Here is an 18,485-nt window from a genome sequence, read left to right as displayed (position 1 = left end):
CCATGGGAACTACACGCCGCCTGACTCTGGACCAGCGGGATACGCTGCTGGCCATGGGCATGGTCCTGCCCGCCATCCTGTATATCGTTTTGCTGCTGGGCGTTCCGGTAATCCTTGCGATCGTCTACAGCCTGAACGACGTGACGACCGGCAGCCCGGTCATGCGTTTCGTGGGGCTGGAAAATTTCACCGCACTGCTCAGCACACCAGACTTTCTACGCTCGATCAGCAATACCTTCGTCATCACGACCAGCACAGTGATCGGCGTGCTGGTGCTGGGCACCATCCAGGCCGAACTGCTGGTGCGCCCCGTGCGCGGCAAGTGGCTGATCCGGTTCCTGATCCTGTTGCCCTGGACCGCGCCGGCATCGCTGTCAGCCATCGCCTGGCTGTGGATGCTGGATTCCACATTCAGCCCGCTGGACTGGATCCTGCGCGGACTGGGCCTACTCGGTCACCCGGGCGCCTTGTTCGGAGACTTTCCCAATACTTATTGGTTGGGACGCAGCGGTTACGCGCTCTTTTCCATCATCCTGGTGAACGTCTGGCGATTACTGCCGCTGGCGACGGTCATCATCCTGGCGGGGCTGAACGGCGTACCGCGCGACATTCTCGAGCAATCCGAAATTGATGGCGCCGGCTACTTCCGGAGACTGTTCCACATCATTCTGCCCATGCTGATTCCGGTGTTCGGAGTCGCCATCCTGTTCACGTTCGTGTTCGTGTTCTCCGACATCATCACGGTCTTCATCCTGACGCGTGGCGGACCAGCCAACGCCACCCAGGTGCTGCCATCCCTTGCCTTCTTCACCGGTGTGCAGGGTGGCGCGCTGGGCCGTGGTGCGGCAACGGCACTCTTCCTGCTGCCAGTGCTGGCCGCCATATCCATTCTGATTCTGTCCCTGATCCGCCGCCGGGAGATCTGACCATGTCATCCACATCTGCCGCCGCGACGCAGCCTGCCCGCCATCTGGGGCGCAAGAGCGCCCTCTATGTCGGAACGCTGCTGTTCGTGATCTTCTCGGCGCTACCTTTCTACGTGATGCTCATCACGACCTTCAAGACCCAGGCCGATGTCTTCACGCCGTCCGTCAACCCTTTCTGGTTCCACCATCTGCCCACCCTAGACAACCTGCGGCTGCTCTTTGAACAGACGCAATACGTCCAATGGCTGTTGAACACCGTTTACGTGGGGGTTGCTGTCGTCCTGATCACCCTCGTGCTGTCGGTGCCGGCCGCCTACGGGCTGGCCAGGATCGCTGGCGGCTGGGGGGAAACACTGGGGATCGGCATTTTTCTGACGTACCTGATTCCGCCCACGCTACTGTTCATCCCGTTCTCCAAGGTCATCGCCTTCCTCGGGCTGCAGAATTCCATGGGCGCACTCATCGTGGCGTACCCAACCTTCACCGTGCCGTTCTGTACCTGGCTGCTCATGGGTTTCTTCAAAGGCATCCCACGTGACATCGAAGAACAGGCCATGATCGACGGCCACAACCGCTTCAGCGCCTTCCTGCATGTAGTGCTGCCGCTGGCCATCCCCGGGATCCTGACAGTCATCGTGTTTGCCTTTACCCTGTCCACCAGCGAATTCATCTACGCGCTCGCGTTTGTGACCCGCTCGGCCGACAAGACCATCAGCATCGCGGTGCCGACCGAACTGATCCGAGGCGACGTCTTCCACTGGGGACCGCTGCTCGCGGGCGCACTGATCGCGAGCATCCCGATCGCGGTGCTGTACACCTTCTTCATCGACCAGCTCGTGGCCGGCCTGACCGCCGTGGCGCGGGACTGAGCATCCACTTGGCCCGGCCGCAAAGGCCGGGCGACTGCCACGCCACCGCAGCAGCTGCGGCCGCCACGGGCCGACCTTCAGGCCGAGCGCTGGACCGCCCGCAGCCGCCGCAGCTTGCGGGCCTGTTTCAGCGCCCTCCCCCGGACATAGCGGTGGTGCAGGCGATCCAGATAGAGGTAAACCACCGGTGTGGTGAACAGGGTGAGTACCTGCGACAGGATGAGCCCACCCACCATGGTGTAGCCCAGGGGCTGGCGCAGTTCCGATCCCGCGCCGCTGCCCAGCATGAGCGGCACGCCGGCAAACAGTGCGCACAGCGTCGTCATCAGGATGGGCCGAAACCGCAGCAGGCACGCCTGGTAGATGGCTTCGCGCGGCGAAAGGCCCTGCTCGCGCTCGGCGACGATGGCAAAGTCGATGAGCAGAATCCCGTTCTTCTTCACGATACCGATGAGCAGCAGGATGCCGATGAGCGCGATCACGCTCAGGTCGAATCCGCTCCCCATCAGGATCAGCAAAGCACCCACCCCCGCCGCCGGCAGCGTGGACAGAATGGTGAGGGGGTGGATGTAGCTTTCGTACAGCAACCCCAGCACGATATAGACCGCGACCAGCGCCGCCGCAATCAGATAGGGCTGGGTGGCCAGCGATTCCTGGAAGGCCTGGGCTGTGCCCTGAAATGATCCACGGATCGACAACGGCACTGCCATGGAAGCCTCGGCCTTGTTGATGGCATCAACCGCCTGGCCCAGCGAATAGCCGGGCGACAGGTTGAAGGAAATCGTCACGGCCGGGAACTGCCCCTGGTGATTGATCGACAGATAGCCGGGTTTCGAAGTGTCGACCTTCACCAGACTGGAGAGCGGCACCTGCTCGCCCGTCAGGGGCGACTTGATGTACAGATGCGAGAACACGTCGGGCTGCCGCTGCCACTGAGGCGTGATTTCCAGCACCACGTTGTAGCTGTTGACCTGTGTGAAATACTGCGCCACTTGGCGCTGGCCCAGCGCATCGTAGATCGTTCCGTCGATCATGGCTGGCGTGATGCCGAACATGGCGGCCCGCGCGCGATCGATGGTGACGACCGCTGTATTGGCGTGATTCTGCTGGTCAGTCGCCAGATCCGTGAGCGGCGCGAGCGTATGGAAACGTTCCAGCAAACGCGGCGCCCAGATGTTGAGCTCGTCCAGATCCGGGCTGGTGAGCGTGTACTGGTACTGCGTGCGTGACAGGCGCCCGCCCACATTGATGTCCTGGCCGGCCTGCATGAACAGCCGCACGCCCGGAACCTTGTCCAGTTTCGGCCGCAGGCGGCGGATCACCTGATCGGCCGAAGCCTTGCGCCCCTGTTCGCGCGCCCGCAGGCTGATGAAATAGCGCCCATTGTTGAAGGTCGGCGCATTGCTGGTCATGCCGAACGCGGCCACGTCCGGGTCCTGTCGCAGGATGTCGGCAAGCGCCATCATGCGCTGGTTCATGGCCTCGAAGGAGCTGTCCTGCGAGGATTCCGCGATCCCGAAAATCGCCCCGGTATCCTGCTGCGGAAAGAAGCCCTTGGGGATCACGATGAACAGGGCGGCCGAAGCCGCCACCGTTGCCAGAAACACCAGCAGCGTGACGAACGAGTGGTTCAGCACCACGTCCAGGCCTCGCCGGTAGCCCCCCAGCAGAAGATCGAAACCCCGCTCGAAACCACGATACACACGGCCATGCTGCACATGTTGCAGATCCCGCAGGAATCTGGAGCACAGCATCGGGGTGAGCGTCAGCGTCACGATCACAGAGATCACGATGGTCATGACGACCGTGACGGCGAATTCACGGAACAGCCGCCCCACGATCCCGCCCATGAGCAACAACGGAATGAAGACCGCCATGAGCGATACGGAAATGGACACGATGGTGAAACCGATTTCGTCGGAGCCCTTCAGCGCCGCCTCCATGGGCTTCATCCCTTCCTCGATGTGCCGCCAGATGTTCTCCAGCATGACGACCGCGTCGTCGACGATGAACCCAACCGAAATCGTGAGCGCCATCAGCGACAGATTGTCCAGGCTATAGCCCACCACATACATCAGGGCAAAAGTCCCCATCAGCGCAAGTGGCACCGCCACGCTCGCAATCAGCGTCCCCGCCACATTGCGCAGGAACATGAAGATCACGCCCACCACCAGGGCAATGGACAGCAGCAGGGTGAACTCCACCTCGTGCACCGAAGCCTGGATGTTCTGCGTGCGATCGATCAGCGTGCTGACGTGGACGCTGGCCGGCATGGAGGCCATGATGCCGGGCAGCTCCGCGCGGATACGTGCCACCGTATCGATCACGTTGGCGCCTGGTTCCTTGGTCACACCCACGACCAGCGAGCGACCGCCGATCACCCGGTCCGATACACCCGCTCCGGCTCCCGCAAACGCCCAGGCCGCCTGCTTTGCGTCCTCCGGCCCGGCAATGGCCTGCCCGATATCCCGAACCTGGACGGGCGCACCCTTGTGCCAGGCGATGATGGCGTCATTCCAGGGGGAAGCGTCCAGGATCTGGTCATTGGTATAGACCGTGTAGCTTTGCTGCGGGCCGTCGATCGTGCCCTTGGGCTGGCTGACCGTCATGGTCGCGATCACCCCACGGATGGATTCCAGATCCAGACCCAGCGCCGCGATCTTGCGCGGATCGACCTGGATGCGGATGGCGGGCTTCTGCTGCCCGAAAATATTGACCTGGCCTACGCCCTGCACGCGCGAGAGCTGTTGCGCCAGGATATTGTCGGCATAGTCGTTGACTACCGTAATGGGCAGCACGTCGGACTGCACCGACAGGATCAGGATGGAAAAGTCCGCCGGGTTGATCTTGCGGAAGGTAGGCGGACTGGGCAGATTGGCCGGCAGCTGCCGGGCCGCCGAGTTGATAGCGGTCTGTACGTCCAGGGCCGCCCCGTCGATGTTGCGATTCAGGTCGAACTGCAGGGTGATGCTCGAGGAGCCCAGTGCGTTCTGGGAACTCATCTGCACCAGGCCGGGAATGGTGGAGAACTGCCGCTCTAGGGGTTGCGCCACGCTGGTCGCCATGGTCTCGGGATTGGCTCCGGGCAGCTTGGCCGTCACCTGGATGGTCGGAAAATCCACCTGGGGCAAGGGTGCCACCGGCAACAGGTTGAAGACCGCCGCGCCCACCAGGAACAGCGCCAGCGCCAGCAACGACGTCCCGATGGGGCGACGGATGAAGTGCGCGGAGATGCTCAAGATGCCGCTCCGGCTTTAGCGGTTTCAGCCGGAGCCTCGGCGATCTTCAGGCCCGGCCGCAGCTTGTACTGACCATCGACCACGACACGCTGTCCGGCCGACAGGCCCTTGGAGATCACGGACAGGCCATCCTGAGACACCAGCACCGAGACCGGCTGCACGCTGACCGTATCGTCGCCCTGGACGACATACACATACAGGCCCTCGGCACCACGCTGTATGGCCGCATCCGGCACCACCAACGCGCCGGGCCTGTCACCCAGGATAAGGCGCACATCCACGGTCTGACCCGGCCAGAGCCGATAGGCAGGATTGTCCAGTTTCGCCTTCAGACGCAGGGTGCCGCTGGCGCTGTCGATCTGGTTGTCGATCAGGACCAGGGTGCCGCTGCCGAGCAGATCCGTCTTGCCCTGGACGTAGACCTCGACCGGCAGAGGCCTGGTATGCGCGGCTGGCGCATCCTTGCCCCGGCCCGTGCCCGCCTCTGCAACTGGAACCTGCGAGCTTGCTGGAACCGGCGAGGCTACTGTCGCTTGCGAGGCGGCCTGAACCTCGGGAAACAGGGTGTCCGGGACGGTGAAGCTCACCGCGATGGGTTCCATCTGATTGATGACCACCAGGCCGTTGACGTCCGTGGAATGCACCAGATTGCCGGGGTCCACCTGCAGGACGCCGGTGCGCCCCGTCAGGGGTGACACGATGCGGGTGTAATCGAGCTGCACTTGGGCATACTGCACCTGGGCCTGATCCGCCTGTACGGTGGCCTCCAGCGTGGCAACCTGCGCCCGCTGTGTATCCAGGGTCTGGCGCTGGATGGCCGACTGGCGGACCAGCTCAGTGTAGCGGGCCAGATCCCGGTGCGCGTTGTCCAATTGCGCCTGATCACGCGCCTGCTGTGCACGGGCCTGGGCCAGCTGGGCCTTCTGGACGCGGTCATCGAGCCGCGCCAGGAGCTGGCCCTGATGGACCATGTCACCTTCGTGGAAGCCCACCGATTCGAGCTGGCCATCGATACGGGACCGCACGGTCACCGTGGACCAGGCCTGTACTGCGCCGATCCCGAGAACACGGGCCGGAACATTCCGCGCAGCAACCTGCGTCGTATGGACCAAAACCGCATCCGCTGCGGGAGGCGCCGACGAAGTGGGCGAAGCCACGGGCCGACTCAGCCACCAAAGCACGGCGCACAGCAGCAGAAACAGTGGCAGGCCAAACAACAGGACGGAACGGCGCACGGAAGACATCGGCGAGGGCTCTCTCAGATCGACGGTCACCACGAACAAATCCGCGGAGCCCAGATCAGGCCGCGCGGACGGGACTGACGCGCAACGCGGTGCGGAGTCCTGAGCGAGTATACGAGGAACAATCCGCCGATGTGGCATCCCCGAAGGGTTTTTGTGAACGCCCATGAAAAAACCCTGGAGCGGAACGCTCCAGGGTTCAATCGGTCACCCGGTCCGTGCACCGGCAGGATCACCCGGCGGCGAAACCAGCCGGGTGCCAGTGCCGGGACTCAGACGATCAGTTAGCGGCCGTGCGGCGGGCACGCGTGGTGGCCTTGGTGGCCTTGTTCACGTCAGCGGCAGCCTTCAGCGTAGCGTTGGTCGCGGCGGCAATGTTGGATTCCGCTGCGCTGGCAGCCTGGCGGGCAGCCTTGGCGGCAGACTCATACGCATTGGTGGCCGTGGCCAGCGTGGACTTCAGCAGCGCCACTGCGCCTTCGGAACCAGTCGGGGCATTACGGGCGAACTGTTCGACCGCGTCGGCGACCTGTTGCTGGCCCTGCGACAGCTGCGATTCCGTCAGCTTGCTCAGGTCACCCTGGATGCCGGAGACGATCTCGTAGAAATCCTTGCCATAAGAGACGGCCTGCTCGGGGCGCACCAGCGAAGAAGTGAAGGCCAGCAATTCCTGCGCGTCCTTCAGTTCGATGGCTTCCTGCGACTTTTGCGCTGCATCTTCCAGCGCGGCACGGGTGGCCTTCAGGTTCAGGTCGACCAGCTTTTCAAAGCCGTCGAAGAACGTGCCTTGAACAGCCAGCAGGTTGTCGATGATGGCCTTTTGACCAGCCAGCAGGTTTTGGGGGGTTGCGCTCATGATGACTCCTTGTCAATGAATAGAAGGTTTCCTCTGAGGCAAGACGCCTGGCACCTTCTCGATCACAGCGAATTGCTGCAATGCACAAACGAAATTCTATCTGATTGAACGGCCGTGTCAAGCACTTTTGTTGCAACGCAACAAATTAATGCCTGGGCTCGTATCCCAGCGCTTCGGAAATCCTGGCAGCCGTCGACATGAGCAAGGGAATCCATTCATCGCGCATGCGTTCTGCTGGCGCTGACAGTGACAGCCCCGCCAGCAACGCACCCGTGTCGTCATACACGCCGGCCGCAATGCAGCGTACCCCGAGTTCGAGCTCTTCGTTGTCGCGTGAATAGCCATGGCGGCGCACAAGGGCGAGCTCGCGATCGAGAGGATCAACCTGCGTGATGCTGTTGCGGGTAGTACCCGCCAGGCCCGTGCGCATGGCATAGCTGCGGATGCTTCGAGCATCCCAGGTGGACAGGAACAGCTTGCCGGTGGAGGTGAGGTGCAGAGGAGCGCGCCCACCGATGGCACGCACCACCTGCATGCCCGAGCGTTCGCTCCAGGCCCGCTCGATATAGACGATCTCATCGCCCTGCGCGAGCGAAAGGTTCACCGTCTGGCCGGTCTTCTGGTGCAATTCGCGCATGGGCACCAGGGATGCGGCGCGTACGTCCAGCCGCCCCTTTACCAGCGAGCCCAGTTCCAGCAGGCGCATGCCCAGCCGGTACAGGCCGCTGTCCACGCGCTCTACATACCGCCCGACGGACAGATCCGCCAGGATGCGGTGGGTCGTGGAGGCATGAAGCCCCGTAGCCGCCGACAGTTCCTTCAACGTCACAGGGTCCCGCTGTCCGGCCAGGACGTCGAGAATGCGCATGGCCCGGTCCAGTACCTGGATGGTCACCGCATCGGAGTCATGGTGAGGCGGCACGATCCCGGGGGCGTGCGCAAGCGATGCAGAAGCGGAAGAAGTCGGAATGTGCGCCATGAGGAAACGATGTTGCAATGCCACAATTCCATACTATGAAATTCTGGCGCACATGGCAAGCACTTTTCAGGCGGGGGGGTTGAGACGACCACCTACCTGGAGGACTTGGGCGCGCAGCCATTCCAGCGCTTCGGCCGCTGCGTCAGGAGCGCCTTTCACGCCCAGCTCGATATGGGGGTGACCACCCGCCTCGCCCACGCTGGGCAGACTGAAGATGTGGATGCCCGGCCAGCGCTGCTCGAGCAACTCCAGAGCGGGGGTGATGCGCGATTCGGGAAGTCCGAACACCAGGAACGAATGCTCCACCCACGCATCGTGGTGATGCCATTGCGGATAGCGGGTATCCAGTGTCCAGGCCATCATTTCGTGCGCCATGACCGGGAACCCCGGCATGAAGCTATGGTTGCGAATGAAGAACCCCGGAATCCGGTTGTACGCGTTAGGGATGATCTCCGCCCCCTGGGGGAATACTCCCATCTGCAGGCGCTGCCGGTTCTCGGACGTGGTCATGTCGGCGCTGCCCTGGCCCTTGGCCGCCATTTCCGCACACCGCTCGCCAATCAGGCGCTCGGCCTCGGGATGCAGTTGCAGTGGCACGCCCAGGGCACGGGCGGCGGCCTGGCGGGTACGATCATCAGGGGTGGCGCCGATCCCGCCGCAGCAGAACACGATGTCCGTCGTCGCGAAGCTGCGAATCAGGCACTCGACAATGTCGTCCTCGTCATCGGAGACGAACTCCGCAGCCCGCAGCTTCATCCCGCGCGCCTGCAGCAGCTCGATCAGTTTGGAAAAGTGCTTGTCCTGGCGACGTCCCGAAAGAATTTCATCACCGATTGCGATCAGGCGAACATGCGGCACTGGGGCATTCCGGGTATCGACGACCATGAAGTCCACTCCATTGAAGGTCTCCCGCACGTGCGGGCAAGATGACACATCCTACATCCAACACAGTGGCGTGCGCCGGGCCTCGGCAGCGGCAGGCAGGGGAACCGTGCCGCAACACCAGGACATCGAGTAGATCAGACCTCGAGCACGGTTTCCGCCCGTAGCCGGCTCAGCGCATCCAGGCAGAAATGGGCGTAGACCAGCGCCGAATACACCGGCATGACCAGCCAGAATAGCGGGATCAGGTTCAACACCGCCAGGCCGGCGGCCAACAGCCAAAGCTGGCGGCGATGGCGGCGCCACAGGAGGCGGCGCTCGGCCAGGCTGGCGTGTTCCACCATGGCGTCCACCCTCAGCATGCGATTCAAGGCAAAGGCCCACCAGAAGACCGGCAGCACCAGGGCAAATGGCGGCACCAGCCAGAGCGGCATGGTGAAGAGCCAGCCCAGGCAGAACAACACCCCCACCCAGATCGCATTCCAGGTTCCGAGCGCCGTGGCATGAACCCCCTGGCGCGACAGCCCGCGATAGTCACGTGCCTCCAGGTGATGCAAGGCGATGGGCATGACGAAAATGGCGGCGATCACCAGGCCCAGGATCCCGGCCATCGGCAGCAGCAGTCCGGCCGACAGCAACGGGATCAGCCACAGCTTCAGCGAAAAAAGCCCTACGGCCACCAGCCAGCCATCAACGGTATTGAAGAGCCCCCATGACGAGGCCTCCTGATCCATCCAGCCCGTCACCGGCGTCCAGAACAGCCACAGCAGGAGGACCGCACCAAGAAACGCGATGATGAAAGGCAGAAACAAGGCGGCGATCATGCGCGGGTGGAACTGGCTGACCACCGCGCGGCGAAAGGCCTGCCCCACCAGGGTCAGGCCATTGGGGGTTCTGGATTCACGCAGGGCAAGGTCTTGACGAGTCATCTGGCACTCCAGGCAAACATCTACAATGTTACGAAATTCATTCGAGTGTTGTCTGCATGAAATTGTTCAATCCCGCAACCGAACCGGACGCCCTTCAGGCACGCATGGCGGCCGATTCCGGCAACCGGGTCGCGTGCTACTGCGCGGCCTGGTGCCGGACGTGCGATGCGTATCGGCCTGCCTTCGAAACGCTGGCGGACCAGCTCCCGCAATGGACCTTCATCTGGGTGGACGTGGAAGACAGTCCCGACTGGCTGGGCGACGAAGACATTGAGAATTTTCCGACCATCCTGATCCAGGACCGCCAAGGCACCCGCTTCTGGGGGACGCAATTGCCGCAGATCGAACATCTGAGAAGGCTCATCGAGCGTGCCCCACAACTGCCTGTCGTGGACGCTGGGCCCGGAAGACTGGACGAACTGGGTCAGTAAACCCCGCAGCGGACAGAAAGTTATTTTTTTCCGCCGAGCAGCACGCCTACCGCTCGGCGCATCGGAACCAAGGCGGGCGACGAGTCCCCGACTGATGCGGGATGGCTGGCCACCGAAGGCACGTAAGGTTTGGTGAACAAATCATCGACGGGCACCTCGGCCGGGCGCCAGCCTGCGCCATGGCCACGCCGCACAGGTGCCGGACTGCGCCGCGGAGCACGGGGCAGGTCCAGCTCGCCGCGCGGAATCTGGATCTTGATGAGTTTCTCGATCCCCAACAAGTACCGCTCTTCTTCGGCGGTATACAGCGCGATGGCTTCGCCCTGGGCACCTGCCCGCCCCGTGCGGCCGATGCGGTGCACATAGTCTTCGGCGCTATGCGGCAGATCGTAGTTGATGACGCAAGGGATGCCGGCCACGTCCAGGCCCCGCGCGGCCACGTCGGTAGCCACCAGAACCTCGAGGGTGCCAGCCTTGAAGGCGTCCAGCGCCTTCATGCGCTCGATCTGGGTCTTGTTGCCATGAATGGATTCGGCGCGTACGCCGTCCTGCTCGAGCTGGCGCGCCAGCCGGCTGCAGCCGATCTTGGTGTTGGAAAAAACGATGACCTGCGTCAACTGGCGGGATTTCACCAGATGCACCACTGCCCGCCGCTTGGCCTCGCCCTCGAGCAGATAGGCAATCTGGCTGACCGTGTCGGCGGTGGCATTGGGCGGCGCGACTTCGATTTCCACCGGCGAACGCAGAAAACCGCGGCCCAGCTTGCGGATTTCCGGGCTGAACGTGGCCGAGAACAGCAGGCCCTGATGCCCGGCCGGCAACAGGCGCAAGATGCGGTCCAGATCCGGGAGAAACCCCATGTCAAGCATGCGATCGGCTTCGTCCAGCACCAGAATCCCGACCTGGCCCAGATTCACGTTGCGCTGTTCGACGTGGTCCAGCAGCCGGCCCGGCGTGGCGATCAGGATCTCGCAACCCTCGCGCAGCGCATCCCGCTGCGGGCGGATGTCGACCCCGCCGAAGACCACCGTCGTGCGCAGCGGCACATGGCTGCTGTACTGCTCGACGTTGGCGTGAATCTGATCGGCCAGTTCACGCGTGGGTGTCAGGATCAGCGCACGCACCGGATGGCGGGCCGGCGAAGCGCTGGAGTTGGCAAACGGCATCAGCCGGTGCAGGATGGGCAGCGCGAACGCCGCCGTCTTGCCGGTACCGGTCTGGGCGGCGCCCATGACGTCGCGCCCGGCCATCACGACCGGAATGGCGCGCGCCTGGATCGGCGTCGCCGACGTATAGCCGGCGTCGGCCACAGCCTGCATGATGCCGGCATGCAGGCCGAACTGAGCGAACGCCACGGCGGGTTCGGAGGAATCGTGGGAGATGGAATCGGTCATTCGAATCAAAAGGTGCGCAGCCTCAAAAAGCGGCGGTGCGCGTTCATGAACCGCTTATTTTAACGTGCATCGCGGTGGCCCGGGCAATTGCTACAATGGCGGCATCGCACCCTAGGAGACGACCATGTCGATGGCTGATCGTGACGGCTTCATCTGGTATGACGGCAAGCTCGTGCCCTGGCGCGAGGCAACCACGCACGTCCTGACCCACTCCCTGCACTACGGATTGGCGGTCTTCGAGGGGGTCCGCGCCTACAAGACCGATCACGGCACGGCGATCTTCCGCCTCGAGGACCACACGCGGCGCCTGTTCAATTCAGCGCATATCTATCAGATGAAGATCCCTTATTCTCGCGAAGCCATTTCGGACGCGCAGATCGAGGTCGTGCGCCGCAACGAACTGGAATCCTGCTACATCCGGCCACTGGTGTTCTACGGCTCGGAAAAAATGGGGGTCTCGCCCAAGGGCGCGTCGGTCCATGTGGCCATCGCAGCTTGGCCATGGGGAGCATACCTCGGCGAAGAAGCCCTCAAACAGGGCATCCGGGTGAAGATCTCCTCATTTGCTCGCCAGCACGTCAACGTCACCATGCCGCGTGCCAAGGTCGCCAGCACCTACGCCAATTCCATCCTGGCCAACGCGGAGGCCCTGGACAGCGGCTACGATGAGGCCATCCTGCTGGATACCGAAGGCTTCGTCGCCGAGGGCTCGGGGGAAAATATTTTCATGGTGCGTGACGGCGTGCTCTACGAACCGGACATCGCCTGTGCACTGACGGGGATCACGCGCGCATCGATCCACCAGCTGGCTGAGGACATGGGCCTGAAGGTGGTCTCGCGGCGTCTGACGCGCGACGATCTGTACATCGCGGACGAGGTCTTTTTCACGGGAACAGCGGCTGAGGTCACGCCCATTCGTGAAATCGACGGGCGCCAGATCGGCGCCGGCGAACGCGGCCCGATCACGGGACAACTGCAAAAAGCCTTCTTCGACGCAGTGTCCGGCAAGACCCCCAAATACCATTACTGGCTCTTCAAAGTCTGAACGCTTTCAGGCGGGCCTGGCAGCCCGCCGCCTCTTTTTCAGGAATCCCTCATGAGCAGCGCTCCCGAATCCGCCAAACAACAGGACATCATCTACGTCGGCGCCGAAGACCTGCCGGTCTACTGCCCGGGCCCCAAGGCGCCGCTCTGGAGCATGCACCCGCGCATCTACATCGAAGTCGTGAAAAACCACGTCGCACGCTGCCAGTACTGCGGGGCGCAATACGCGCTGCGCGAGGGCGAAAAAGTCCACGGACACCACTGAGCCCCGCATGTTCCCCTCGCCAGAGGAAGCTGAAGCCGCGTTCTACGAGGCCATGCGCCAAGGTGACACGGCGCTCATGATGCGCGTCTGGGGAGACGACGAAGACGTCGCATGCGTCCATCCGGGCGGCTTGCGCGCGCTGGGCCCGCGCGCCATCCAGGATGCCTGGGAACACATTTTCGCCAATGGCCCCGTCGCCGCCTTCCCGTCGCAAGTCCACGCCATCGTGGGCGTGATGAATGCCGTACACATCCTGATCGAGCAGATCGCGGTGGATACACCGCACGGCAAGGACACCCTGAACTTCTTCACCACCAACGTTTACCAGAAAGGGCCCGACGGCTGGCGCCTGATCGTGCATCACGCTTCGCCCGCGCCGCGCGAGGCCGCGCTGCTGGACATTCCCAGCTCTTCGCGCACGATTCATTGACGCGCCCGACGACGGGATCACTGACCGTCAGACTTGTTCCTGTAAGGGGCCAGCAGCGCCCGCTGCGTCTTCAGGTGTTCCCGCACCTGGCGGATCCGGGCATCCAGCTTTGACTGGACGTAGAAATCCCGCGAGAGCTTGCGAGCCTGCTCCAGGTGCTCGACCGCTGTCGGCAGCGCGCCGGTCTGCTCATAATACGAAGCCATGGCCTCATGTGCTTCGGCCATCCGGCCGAGGCGATTCAGCCCGTCGGCCAACGACTTCTGGAACTCGGGCACATCAGGCCATTGGCGGATCCTGGCCTGCAAAAAGGCGACGGCCTGCTGATCCCGTCCGGCGGCCTGCAAAGCATGGGCCCGGCCATCGGCAACACCCTGGCTGTCCGGCCACCGCTTCCAGGCAGCCGCGCTGACTTCCTCGGCAGCTGCGGGGCTCTGGGCAGCGGCCAGCTGGATGGCCAGCATGGCCAGCTGTGGAGAGTCCTGCAGCGCCTGCGCCTGAGCGACATAGGACCGGGCGCCGGCGATATCCCCAGATTGCCGGTCCAGCATGGCAAGCCCATACAGGGCGGCCGATTTGCGCATGCCCTGCTGTGTGCCGGCTTCGTTGCGCAGAGATTGCTGAAGGTTGCGGCGGCTGTCGCCGCTAACGGCCTGGAGCAACGCCAGCCGGGTGCGCACGAACCAGAACTCCGGATCAGGTCTGACCTGTACGGGGGGCAATTCGGACAGGCGATTCTCGATATCGGACAGACGCTGGATCGACAAGGGGTGCGTGGAGGCATAGGCGCCGCCCGTGCCTTCGTTCAGGCTGGCTGCATTCATCAGGCGGCGAAACATGTCCAGCATCCCGCGCGGATCGAAGCCGGCGGCACGCATCATCTGGAAACCAGCCCGATCGGCCTCCTGCTCAGCGCTGCGCGAAAAACCCAGTTGCCGGTCGATGGTCGCCGCCTGGCCAAAGGCCGCCACGCCCATCGCCAGATCGCCCTGGCCCGCCAGGGCCGCGAGCAGTGCACCGACCAGGCTCGCAACCATCATTCCAGTGCCCTGGGACTCGTGGGCAATGCCACGTGCGATGTGACGCTGCATGACGTGGCCGATCTCGTGGGCCAGAACGCTCGCAAGCTCGGACTCGCTTTGAGCCCCCACGACCAGGCCGCTGTTGACACCAATGTAGCCGCCGGGCAATGCAAAGGCGTTGATGGACGGATCGCGGATCGCGAAAACCGTGATGGGCTGGCTCAGCGCCTGGGGCGCGTGCGCAGCCAGGCGACGCCCGACACCGGTCAGGTACTGGTTGATGTCGAGCGCAGCCACATAGGTGGGATCGTGGCGCCCCTGCTCCATGATGGCTTCGCCCAGCATGTGTTCCACTGCCGGAGAGAGCTCGGCCGCCGACGTGGCCCCCATCGAGGGCAGCCCGATGGGCTGTCCCCAAGCCGGGGCGGACAACGCCACCGCCGCCGTCAGGCACAGGCTGCAACCGGTGGTTCGGACCCAATGGTCCACGGTCCGTCCTCAGGCCCCGTGGACAACCCGTCTGGCCAGCCGCCGGGGCGGAGGCAGACGATTGCGATCGGACAGCCGCATGAGTGTGCCCAGGGCATACAGCAGCCCGTAAGCCTCGATGAGGCCGGCCGGCACCCACATGATCAGCCCCCCCAGCACCTGGTCATCCATGGCGGTGAAGCCGGGCAACGCCCGGCCGCACAGGTCAAAGACAGGGTACAGGTCATGCCCACAAAGCGCGATCACGGCGCCGGCAGCCATCTGCGGCGCCATGGTGAAGATCGGTGAAAAGACCCGCCAGCCGGCCGCCATCGCCGCCGGCGGATGTGGCCGGCGATCCATGATCAGGTTCCAGTACAGCATGCCGCTGACCACCACGCCCCAGTTCATGAAGCGGTAGAGGCGCCAATCCAGCATGGAGTAGAACTGCACAGTGGGCTCGACCCACACCAGGACATACGCCAGGAACAGCATCGGAATCAGGATGGGATGGGTTGCCAGCGACTCCAGGACACGGATCGGTCCGCGCCGCCGGCGAGCAGTTGCGAGCCACGTACGCCAGGATTGTGGCAGACCCGCCCGCATGACCTGGCCGGGGTAGCTGCTCATCACGATGAGCGGCCCCAGATGATGCAGCACCAAATGCTGCAGCCGGTGGATGAAGAACATGCGCTCGGCATAGTAGTCCAGCTGGGTGTGCAGCGACAGATACAGGATGACCCACCCCACCCAGAACAGTGTCTGGCGAACCTTCCCCACACGATGCGCCTTGCAGCCCCGCCCATACAGCCAGCCCGACACGAGAAACGCCAGCACCAGGGTGGGAGAAAACTCCCAGGGTTGCAGCCAGGTGAGCAGATCCATGATGACAGCAGTATCCAGTTGGGCCCAGAGATCCGCGATGGGCCAGGGATCCCGTTTCAAAGGATTCTTAGTTTAAAGCATTCTAAAATGAACGCTTTTCGCCGTTACCATCCCCATGGCTCACACCACCTACGACATCGCAATCCTGGGCAGTGGCCCGGTCGGGTGCGCGCTGGCGCTGAGTCTGGCCCGGCACGCGCCAGATCCGACGCGCATTGCGCTCATGGGGCCGGCCCCCAAGCCACGCACACCGGGAAAGTCCGTGGACCCACGTGCGCTGGCGCTCAACCACGGCAGCCGACAATGGCTGGAACAGCTCGGCGCCTGGCCCGCCCACTCAGCGGACATCCTGACCGTGCATGTATCCCAAGCCGGGCACTTGGGGCGTACGCTGATCGACCAGTCCGAACTCGACGCGCCGCGCCTGGGCAGCGTGGTGGCCTACGATGACTTGCTCGATGCGCTGCACGCCGCTGTCGCCCGCAGCAAGCTGACGCGTCTGACCGAGCGCCCTGCGCGTCCCAGGCCCGGCCAGCCTGTCCAGCTGCGGGCAGCCGACGGCGACATCACCGCCTCGGTGGTGCTGCTCTCGGACGGTGAGCAGCCGCAGGGACTCATGCGGGGATATGGCCAGCACGCCGTGCTGGCGACCGTCCGGGCCCAGACACCTATCGCCGGACGCGCCTTCGAACGCTTCACCCAAACCGGGCCGCTGGCGCTGCTGCCGCACCCTGCTGGCCAGGATCTTTACAACGTGGTGTGGTGCGTGTCACCCGCCCGCGCCGAGGAGCTGGCGGCGCTTTCAGCCACTGCCTTCGACGCCCAGCTGCAGATCGCATTCGGCCTGCGGTTGGGGCGCCTGCAGCGACTGAGCGGCACCCACACCTTCCCGCTGTCCCTGCACGCCGGACCCAGCCTGCAAGGCGCCGGAATCGTGGCGGTAGGCAACGCCGCACAGACGCTGCACCCGGTGGCCGGCCAGGGCCTGAACCTGGGCCTGCGCGATGTGGCACAGCTGTCATCCATCCTGCACCCATGGCTCGCAGCAGCGGGAACGCCGGTCCAGCATCTGCTGGACCACTACGCCCACCAGCGGCGGCTGGACCGCAGCCTGACACTGGCGATCACCGACAGTCTGCCAAGACTCTTTGCCACCGCCAACCCGCTGCAGCGCCACGCCTGCGGGCTGGCGCTGCTCGCCCTGGACGTCCTTCCGGTCCTGCGCAAGCCGCTCGCACGCCACCTGATGCAGGGCCAGCGGCTTTAGCGCCCCGCCTGGCCAACCCCGCGAGCACAGATCCACCAAACGGGACACCCACGCGTTCTACAATCCCCACTATGCGAATCGGAACCTGGACCCTGCCCCACGCCGTCTGCGTCGCCCCCATGGCAGGGGTGACCGACCGGCCTTACCGGCGCCTGTGCAAGGCACTGGGTGCCGCGTACGCAGTCTCGGAAATGGCCGCCAGCAACCCGGCCCTGTGGGACAGCGTGAAGACCTCCCGCCGCCTCGACCACGAAGGTGAACCCGACCCCGTCGCCGTCCAGATCGCGGGAGCCGACCCGGACATGCTCGCCGAGGCGGCGCTCTACAACGTCCGCAAAGGCGCTCGGATCATCGACATCAACATGGGCTGTCCGGTCAAGAAGGTCTGCCATGTCGCCTCCGGCTCGGCACTGCTGCGCGACGAACCGCTGGTCGCTCGCATCTTGAGCCGCGTAGTGGATGCGTGCAGCCCGCTGGGCATCCCCGTCACGCTGAAGACGCGCACCGGCTGGGATCGCAGCAACCGCAACGCCGTGCGGATCGCCCGGCTGGCGGAAGCGTGCGGCATCGCAGCACTCACCCTGCACGGCCGCACGCGCTGCGACCTGTATACTGGCGAAGCCGAGTACGAGACGTTGCGCGAGGTCCGTGCCGCCATCCACATCCCGCTGATCGCCAACGGTGACATCACGACACCCGAAAAGGCGCGCGAGGTGCTGGATTACACCGGGGCTGACGCGATCATGGTGGGGCGCGCCGCCCAAGGAAAACCCTGGATCTTCCGCGAGATCGCGCACTATCTGGAACACGGAACCCACCTGCCGCCGCCCACCTACGGAGAACTGCGCGAACACCTCCTCAGCCACCTTGAAGACCATTACACGTTCTACGGCGAACAGACCGGCGTGCGCAGCGCCCGCAAGCATATCAGCTGGTATCTGGGCGACCTGCCCGGATCAGAGCCCTTGCTTGCAGATATCATGGCGGTGGACAGCACCACAGAACAGACGTCGATGCTGGGCCACTGGCTCGACGAACACGCTTCGGATGCCCCCGTACTACCCCGAATGACCGAACTCCACTGAAACCCCGACCTTTCGACATGAGCACCACCCCTCTGGAACAAGCCGTCCGCAACCAACTGGAACGCTACTTTGCCGATCTCGGCGACTCGGCCCCGCACGATCTGCTCTCCATGGTCAACCTGTGCGTGGAGCGAGCGGTGCTGCAGGTCGCCCTGGAGCGCAGCGACGGCAACCAGACACGCGCCGCCGACATGCTGGGGATCACGCGCGGCACCCTGCGAAAAAAGCTCCAGACCCACCAGATATCGGCCTGACCAGCCACCGCGCCTTCTT

At 64.0% G+C, this 18,485-nt stretch carries 18 protein-coding genes; 9 read left to right on the top strand and 9 right to left on the bottom strand.

Annotated features, from left to right (window positions below; genetic code table 11):
- Window positions 1-2 precede the first annotated feature (2 nt).
- Entirely contained in the window at window positions 3-926 is a 924-nt protein-coding gene (locus EPN31_RS05830; RefSeq protein ID WP_291770666.1) for a carbohydrate ABC transporter permease, read from the top strand.
- Between the two features lie 2 nt (window positions 927-928).
- On the top strand, window positions 929-1,795 hold the full coding sequence (locus EPN31_RS05825; RefSeq protein ID WP_291770665.1) for a carbohydrate ABC transporter permease: 867 nt from the start codon (window positions 929-931) through the stop codon (window positions 1,793-1,795).
- A gap of 77 nt (window positions 1,796-1,872) precedes the next feature.
- Here EPN31_RS05825 and EPN31_RS05820 read toward each other — a convergent pair whose 3' ends face one another.
- From EPN31_RS05820 to EPN31_RS05795, 6 genes are all read right to left on the bottom strand, one after another.
- Entirely contained in the window at window positions 1,873-5,034 is a 3,162-nt protein-coding gene (locus EPN31_RS05820; protein ID WP_291770664.1) for an efflux RND transporter permease subunit, read from the bottom strand.
- A complete protein-coding gene (locus EPN31_RS05815) occupies window positions 5,031-6,311 on the bottom strand; it encodes an efflux RND transporter periplasmic adaptor subunit (RefSeq protein WP_291770663.1) in 1,281 nt (426 codons plus the stop codon). The genes EPN31_RS05820 and EPN31_RS05815 overlap by 4 nt, the downstream gene beginning before the upstream one ends.
- A gap of 244 nt (window positions 6,312-6,555) precedes the next feature.
- The gene (locus tag EPN31_RS05810; RefSeq protein WP_291770662.1) at window positions 6,556-7,131 is read right to left on the bottom strand and encodes a phasin family protein; all 576 of its coding nucleotides are present in this window, start codon (window positions 7,129-7,131) and stop codon (window positions 6,556-6,558) included.
- Between the two features lie 145 nt (window positions 7,132-7,276).
- Window positions 7,277-8,026: an IclR family transcriptional regulator gene (locus EPN31_RS05805; RefSeq protein WP_367188298.1), complete on the bottom strand. Its 750-nt coding sequence runs from the start codon at window positions 8,024-8,026 to the stop codon at window positions 7,277-7,279.
- A 150-nt stretch (window positions 8,027-8,176) separates the two neighbouring features.
- Complete coding sequence (locus tag EPN31_RS05800) at window positions 8,177-8,995, bottom strand: molybdopterin-binding protein (protein WP_291770659.1); 819 nt, start codon at window positions 8,993-8,995, stop codon at window positions 8,177-8,179.
- Between the two features lie 134 nt (window positions 8,996-9,129).
- Window positions 9,130-9,921 (bottom strand): EI24 domain-containing protein, encoded by a 792-nt coding sequence (locus tag EPN31_RS05795; RefSeq protein ID WP_291770658.1) that lies wholly within the window; start codon window positions 9,919-9,921, stop codon window positions 9,130-9,132.
- Between the two features lie 56 nt (window positions 9,922-9,977).
- Between EPN31_RS05795 and EPN31_RS05790 the strand changes: the two genes are divergently transcribed.
- The gene (locus EPN31_RS05790) at window positions 9,978-10,352 is read left to right on the top strand and encodes a thioredoxin family protein (protein ID WP_291770657.1); all 375 of its coding nucleotides are present in this window, start codon (window positions 9,978-9,980) and stop codon (window positions 10,350-10,352) included.
- 20 nt (window positions 10,353-10,372) lie between these two features.
- Here EPN31_RS05790 and EPN31_RS05785 read toward each other — a convergent pair whose 3' ends face one another.
- The gene (locus EPN31_RS05785) at window positions 10,373-11,746 is read right to left on the bottom strand and encodes a DEAD/DEAH box helicase (protein ID WP_291770656.1); all 1,374 of its coding nucleotides are present in this window, start codon (window positions 11,744-11,746) and stop codon (window positions 10,373-10,375) included.
- 124 nt (window positions 11,747-11,870) lie between these two features.
- Here EPN31_RS05785 and EPN31_RS05780 point away from each other — a divergent pair, with 124 nt between their 5' ends.
- The 3 genes from EPN31_RS05780 to EPN31_RS05770 are packed head-to-tail and all read left to right on the top strand — an operon-like array spanning window position 11,871 to window position 13,485.
- The gene (locus EPN31_RS05780; protein WP_291770655.1) at window positions 11,871-12,791 is read left to right on the top strand and encodes a branched-chain amino acid transaminase; all 921 of its coding nucleotides are present in this window, start codon (window positions 11,871-11,873) and stop codon (window positions 12,789-12,791) included.
- Between the two features lie 51 nt (window positions 12,792-12,842).
- Entirely contained in the window at window positions 12,843-13,055 is a 213-nt protein-coding gene (locus tag EPN31_RS05775) for a zinc-finger domain-containing protein (RefSeq protein ID WP_291770654.1), read from the top strand.
- 7 nt (window positions 13,056-13,062) lie between these two features.
- Window positions 13,063-13,485, top strand: a complete 423-nt coding sequence (locus EPN31_RS05770) for a nuclear transport factor 2 family protein (protein WP_291770653.1) — start codon at window positions 13,063-13,065, stop codon at window positions 13,483-13,485.
- A 17-nt stretch (window positions 13,486-13,502) separates the two neighbouring features.
- Here EPN31_RS05770 and EPN31_RS05765 read toward each other — a convergent pair whose 3' ends face one another.
- Together EPN31_RS05765 and EPN31_RS05760 are read right to left on the bottom strand one after the other, a co-directional pair.
- Entirely contained in the window at window positions 13,503-14,897 is a 1,395-nt protein-coding gene (locus tag EPN31_RS05765) for a M48 family metalloprotease (protein ID WP_291770740.1), read from the bottom strand.
- Between the two features lie 108 nt (window positions 14,898-15,005).
- Window positions 15,006-15,860, bottom strand: a complete 855-nt coding sequence (locus EPN31_RS05760; protein ID WP_291770652.1) for a cytochrome c oxidase assembly protein — start codon at window positions 15,858-15,860, stop codon at window positions 15,006-15,008.
- Between the two features lie 115 nt (window positions 15,861-15,975).
- On the opposite strand from EPN31_RS05760, the gene EPN31_RS05755 reads away from it, so the two are divergent.
- The 3 genes from EPN31_RS05755 (at window position 15,976) to EPN31_RS05745 (ending at window position 18,466) form a co-directional block, all read left to right on the top strand.
- A complete protein-coding gene (locus tag EPN31_RS05755) occupies window positions 15,976-17,127 on the top strand; it encodes an FAD-dependent monooxygenase (protein WP_291770651.1) in 1,152 nt (383 codons plus the stop codon).
- Between the two features lie 71 nt (window positions 17,128-17,198).
- Entirely contained in the window at window positions 17,199-18,212 is a 1,014-nt protein-coding gene (gene dusB / locus EPN31_RS05750; protein WP_291770649.1) for a tRNA dihydrouridine synthase DusB, read from the top strand.
- 17 nt (window positions 18,213-18,229) lie between these two features.
- Window positions 18,230-18,466, top strand: a complete 237-nt coding sequence (locus tag EPN31_RS05745; RefSeq protein WP_291770648.1) for a helix-turn-helix domain-containing protein — start codon at window positions 18,230-18,232, stop codon at window positions 18,464-18,466.
- Window positions 18,467-18,485: the final 19 nt, after the last annotated feature.

Source organism: Castellaniella sp. (assembly GCF_004321985.1).
Lineage (GTDB): Bacteria > Pseudomonadota > Gammaproteobacteria > Burkholderiales > Burkholderiaceae_B > Castellaniella.
Note: the sequence above shows the minus strand (reverse complement) of the source record. Positions and strands in the feature narration are given on the sequence as shown.

Coding starts and splice junctions, on each gene's coding strand:
- EPN31_RS05770 (WP_291770653.1), top strand. CDS start 13,063: ATGTTCCCCTCGCCAGAGGAAGCTGAAGCCGCGTTCTACGAGGCCATG.
- EPN31_RS05795 (WP_291770658.1), bottom strand. CDS start 9,921: ATGACTCGTCAAGACCTTGCCCTGCGTGAATCCAGAACCCCCAATGGC.
- EPN31_RS05780 (WP_291770655.1), top strand. CDS start 11,871: ATGTCGATGGCTGATCGTGACGGCTTCATCTGGTATGACGGCAAGCTC.
- EPN31_RS05790 (WP_291770657.1), top strand. CDS start 9,978: ATGAAATTGTTCAATCCCGCAACCGAACCGGACGCCCTTCAGGCACGC.
- EPN31_RS05755 (WP_291770651.1), top strand. CDS start 15,976: ATGGCTCACACCACCTACGACATCGCAATCCTGGGCAGTGGCCCGGTC.
- EPN31_RS05765 (WP_291770740.1), bottom strand. CDS start 14,897: ATGGGGGCCACGTCGGCGGCCGAGCTCTCTCCGGCAGTGGAACACATG.
- EPN31_RS05745 (WP_291770648.1), top strand. CDS start 18,230: ATGAGCACCACCCCTCTGGAACAAGCCGTCCGCAACCAACTGGAACGC.
- EPN31_RS05760 (WP_291770652.1), bottom strand. CDS start 15,860: ATGGATCTGCTCACCTGGCTGCAACCCTGGGAGTTTTCTCCCACCCTG.
- EPN31_RS05800 (WP_291770659.1), bottom strand. CDS start 8,995: ATGGTCGTCGATACCCGGAATGCCCCAGTGCCGCATGTTCGCCTGATC.
- EPN31_RS05810 (WP_291770662.1), bottom strand. CDS start 7,131: ATGAGCGCAACCCCCCAAAACCTGCTGGCTGGTCAAAAGGCCATCATC.
- EPN31_RS05825 (WP_291770665.1), top strand. CDS start 929: ATGTCATCCACATCTGCCGCCGCGACGCAGCCTGCCCGCCATCTGGGG.
- EPN31_RS05775 (WP_291770654.1), top strand. CDS start 12,843: ATGAGCAGCGCTCCCGAATCCGCCAAACAACAGGACATCATCTACGTC.
- EPN31_RS05785 (WP_291770656.1), bottom strand. CDS start 11,746: ATGACCGATTCCATCTCCCACGATTCCTCCGAACCCGCCGTGGCGTTC.
- EPN31_RS05830 (WP_291770666.1), top strand. CDS start 3: ATGGGAACTACACGCCGCCTGACTCTGGACCAGCGGGATACGCTGCTG.
- dusB (WP_291770649.1), top strand. CDS start 17,199: ATGCGAATCGGAACCTGGACCCTGCCCCACGCCGTCTGCGTCGCCCCC.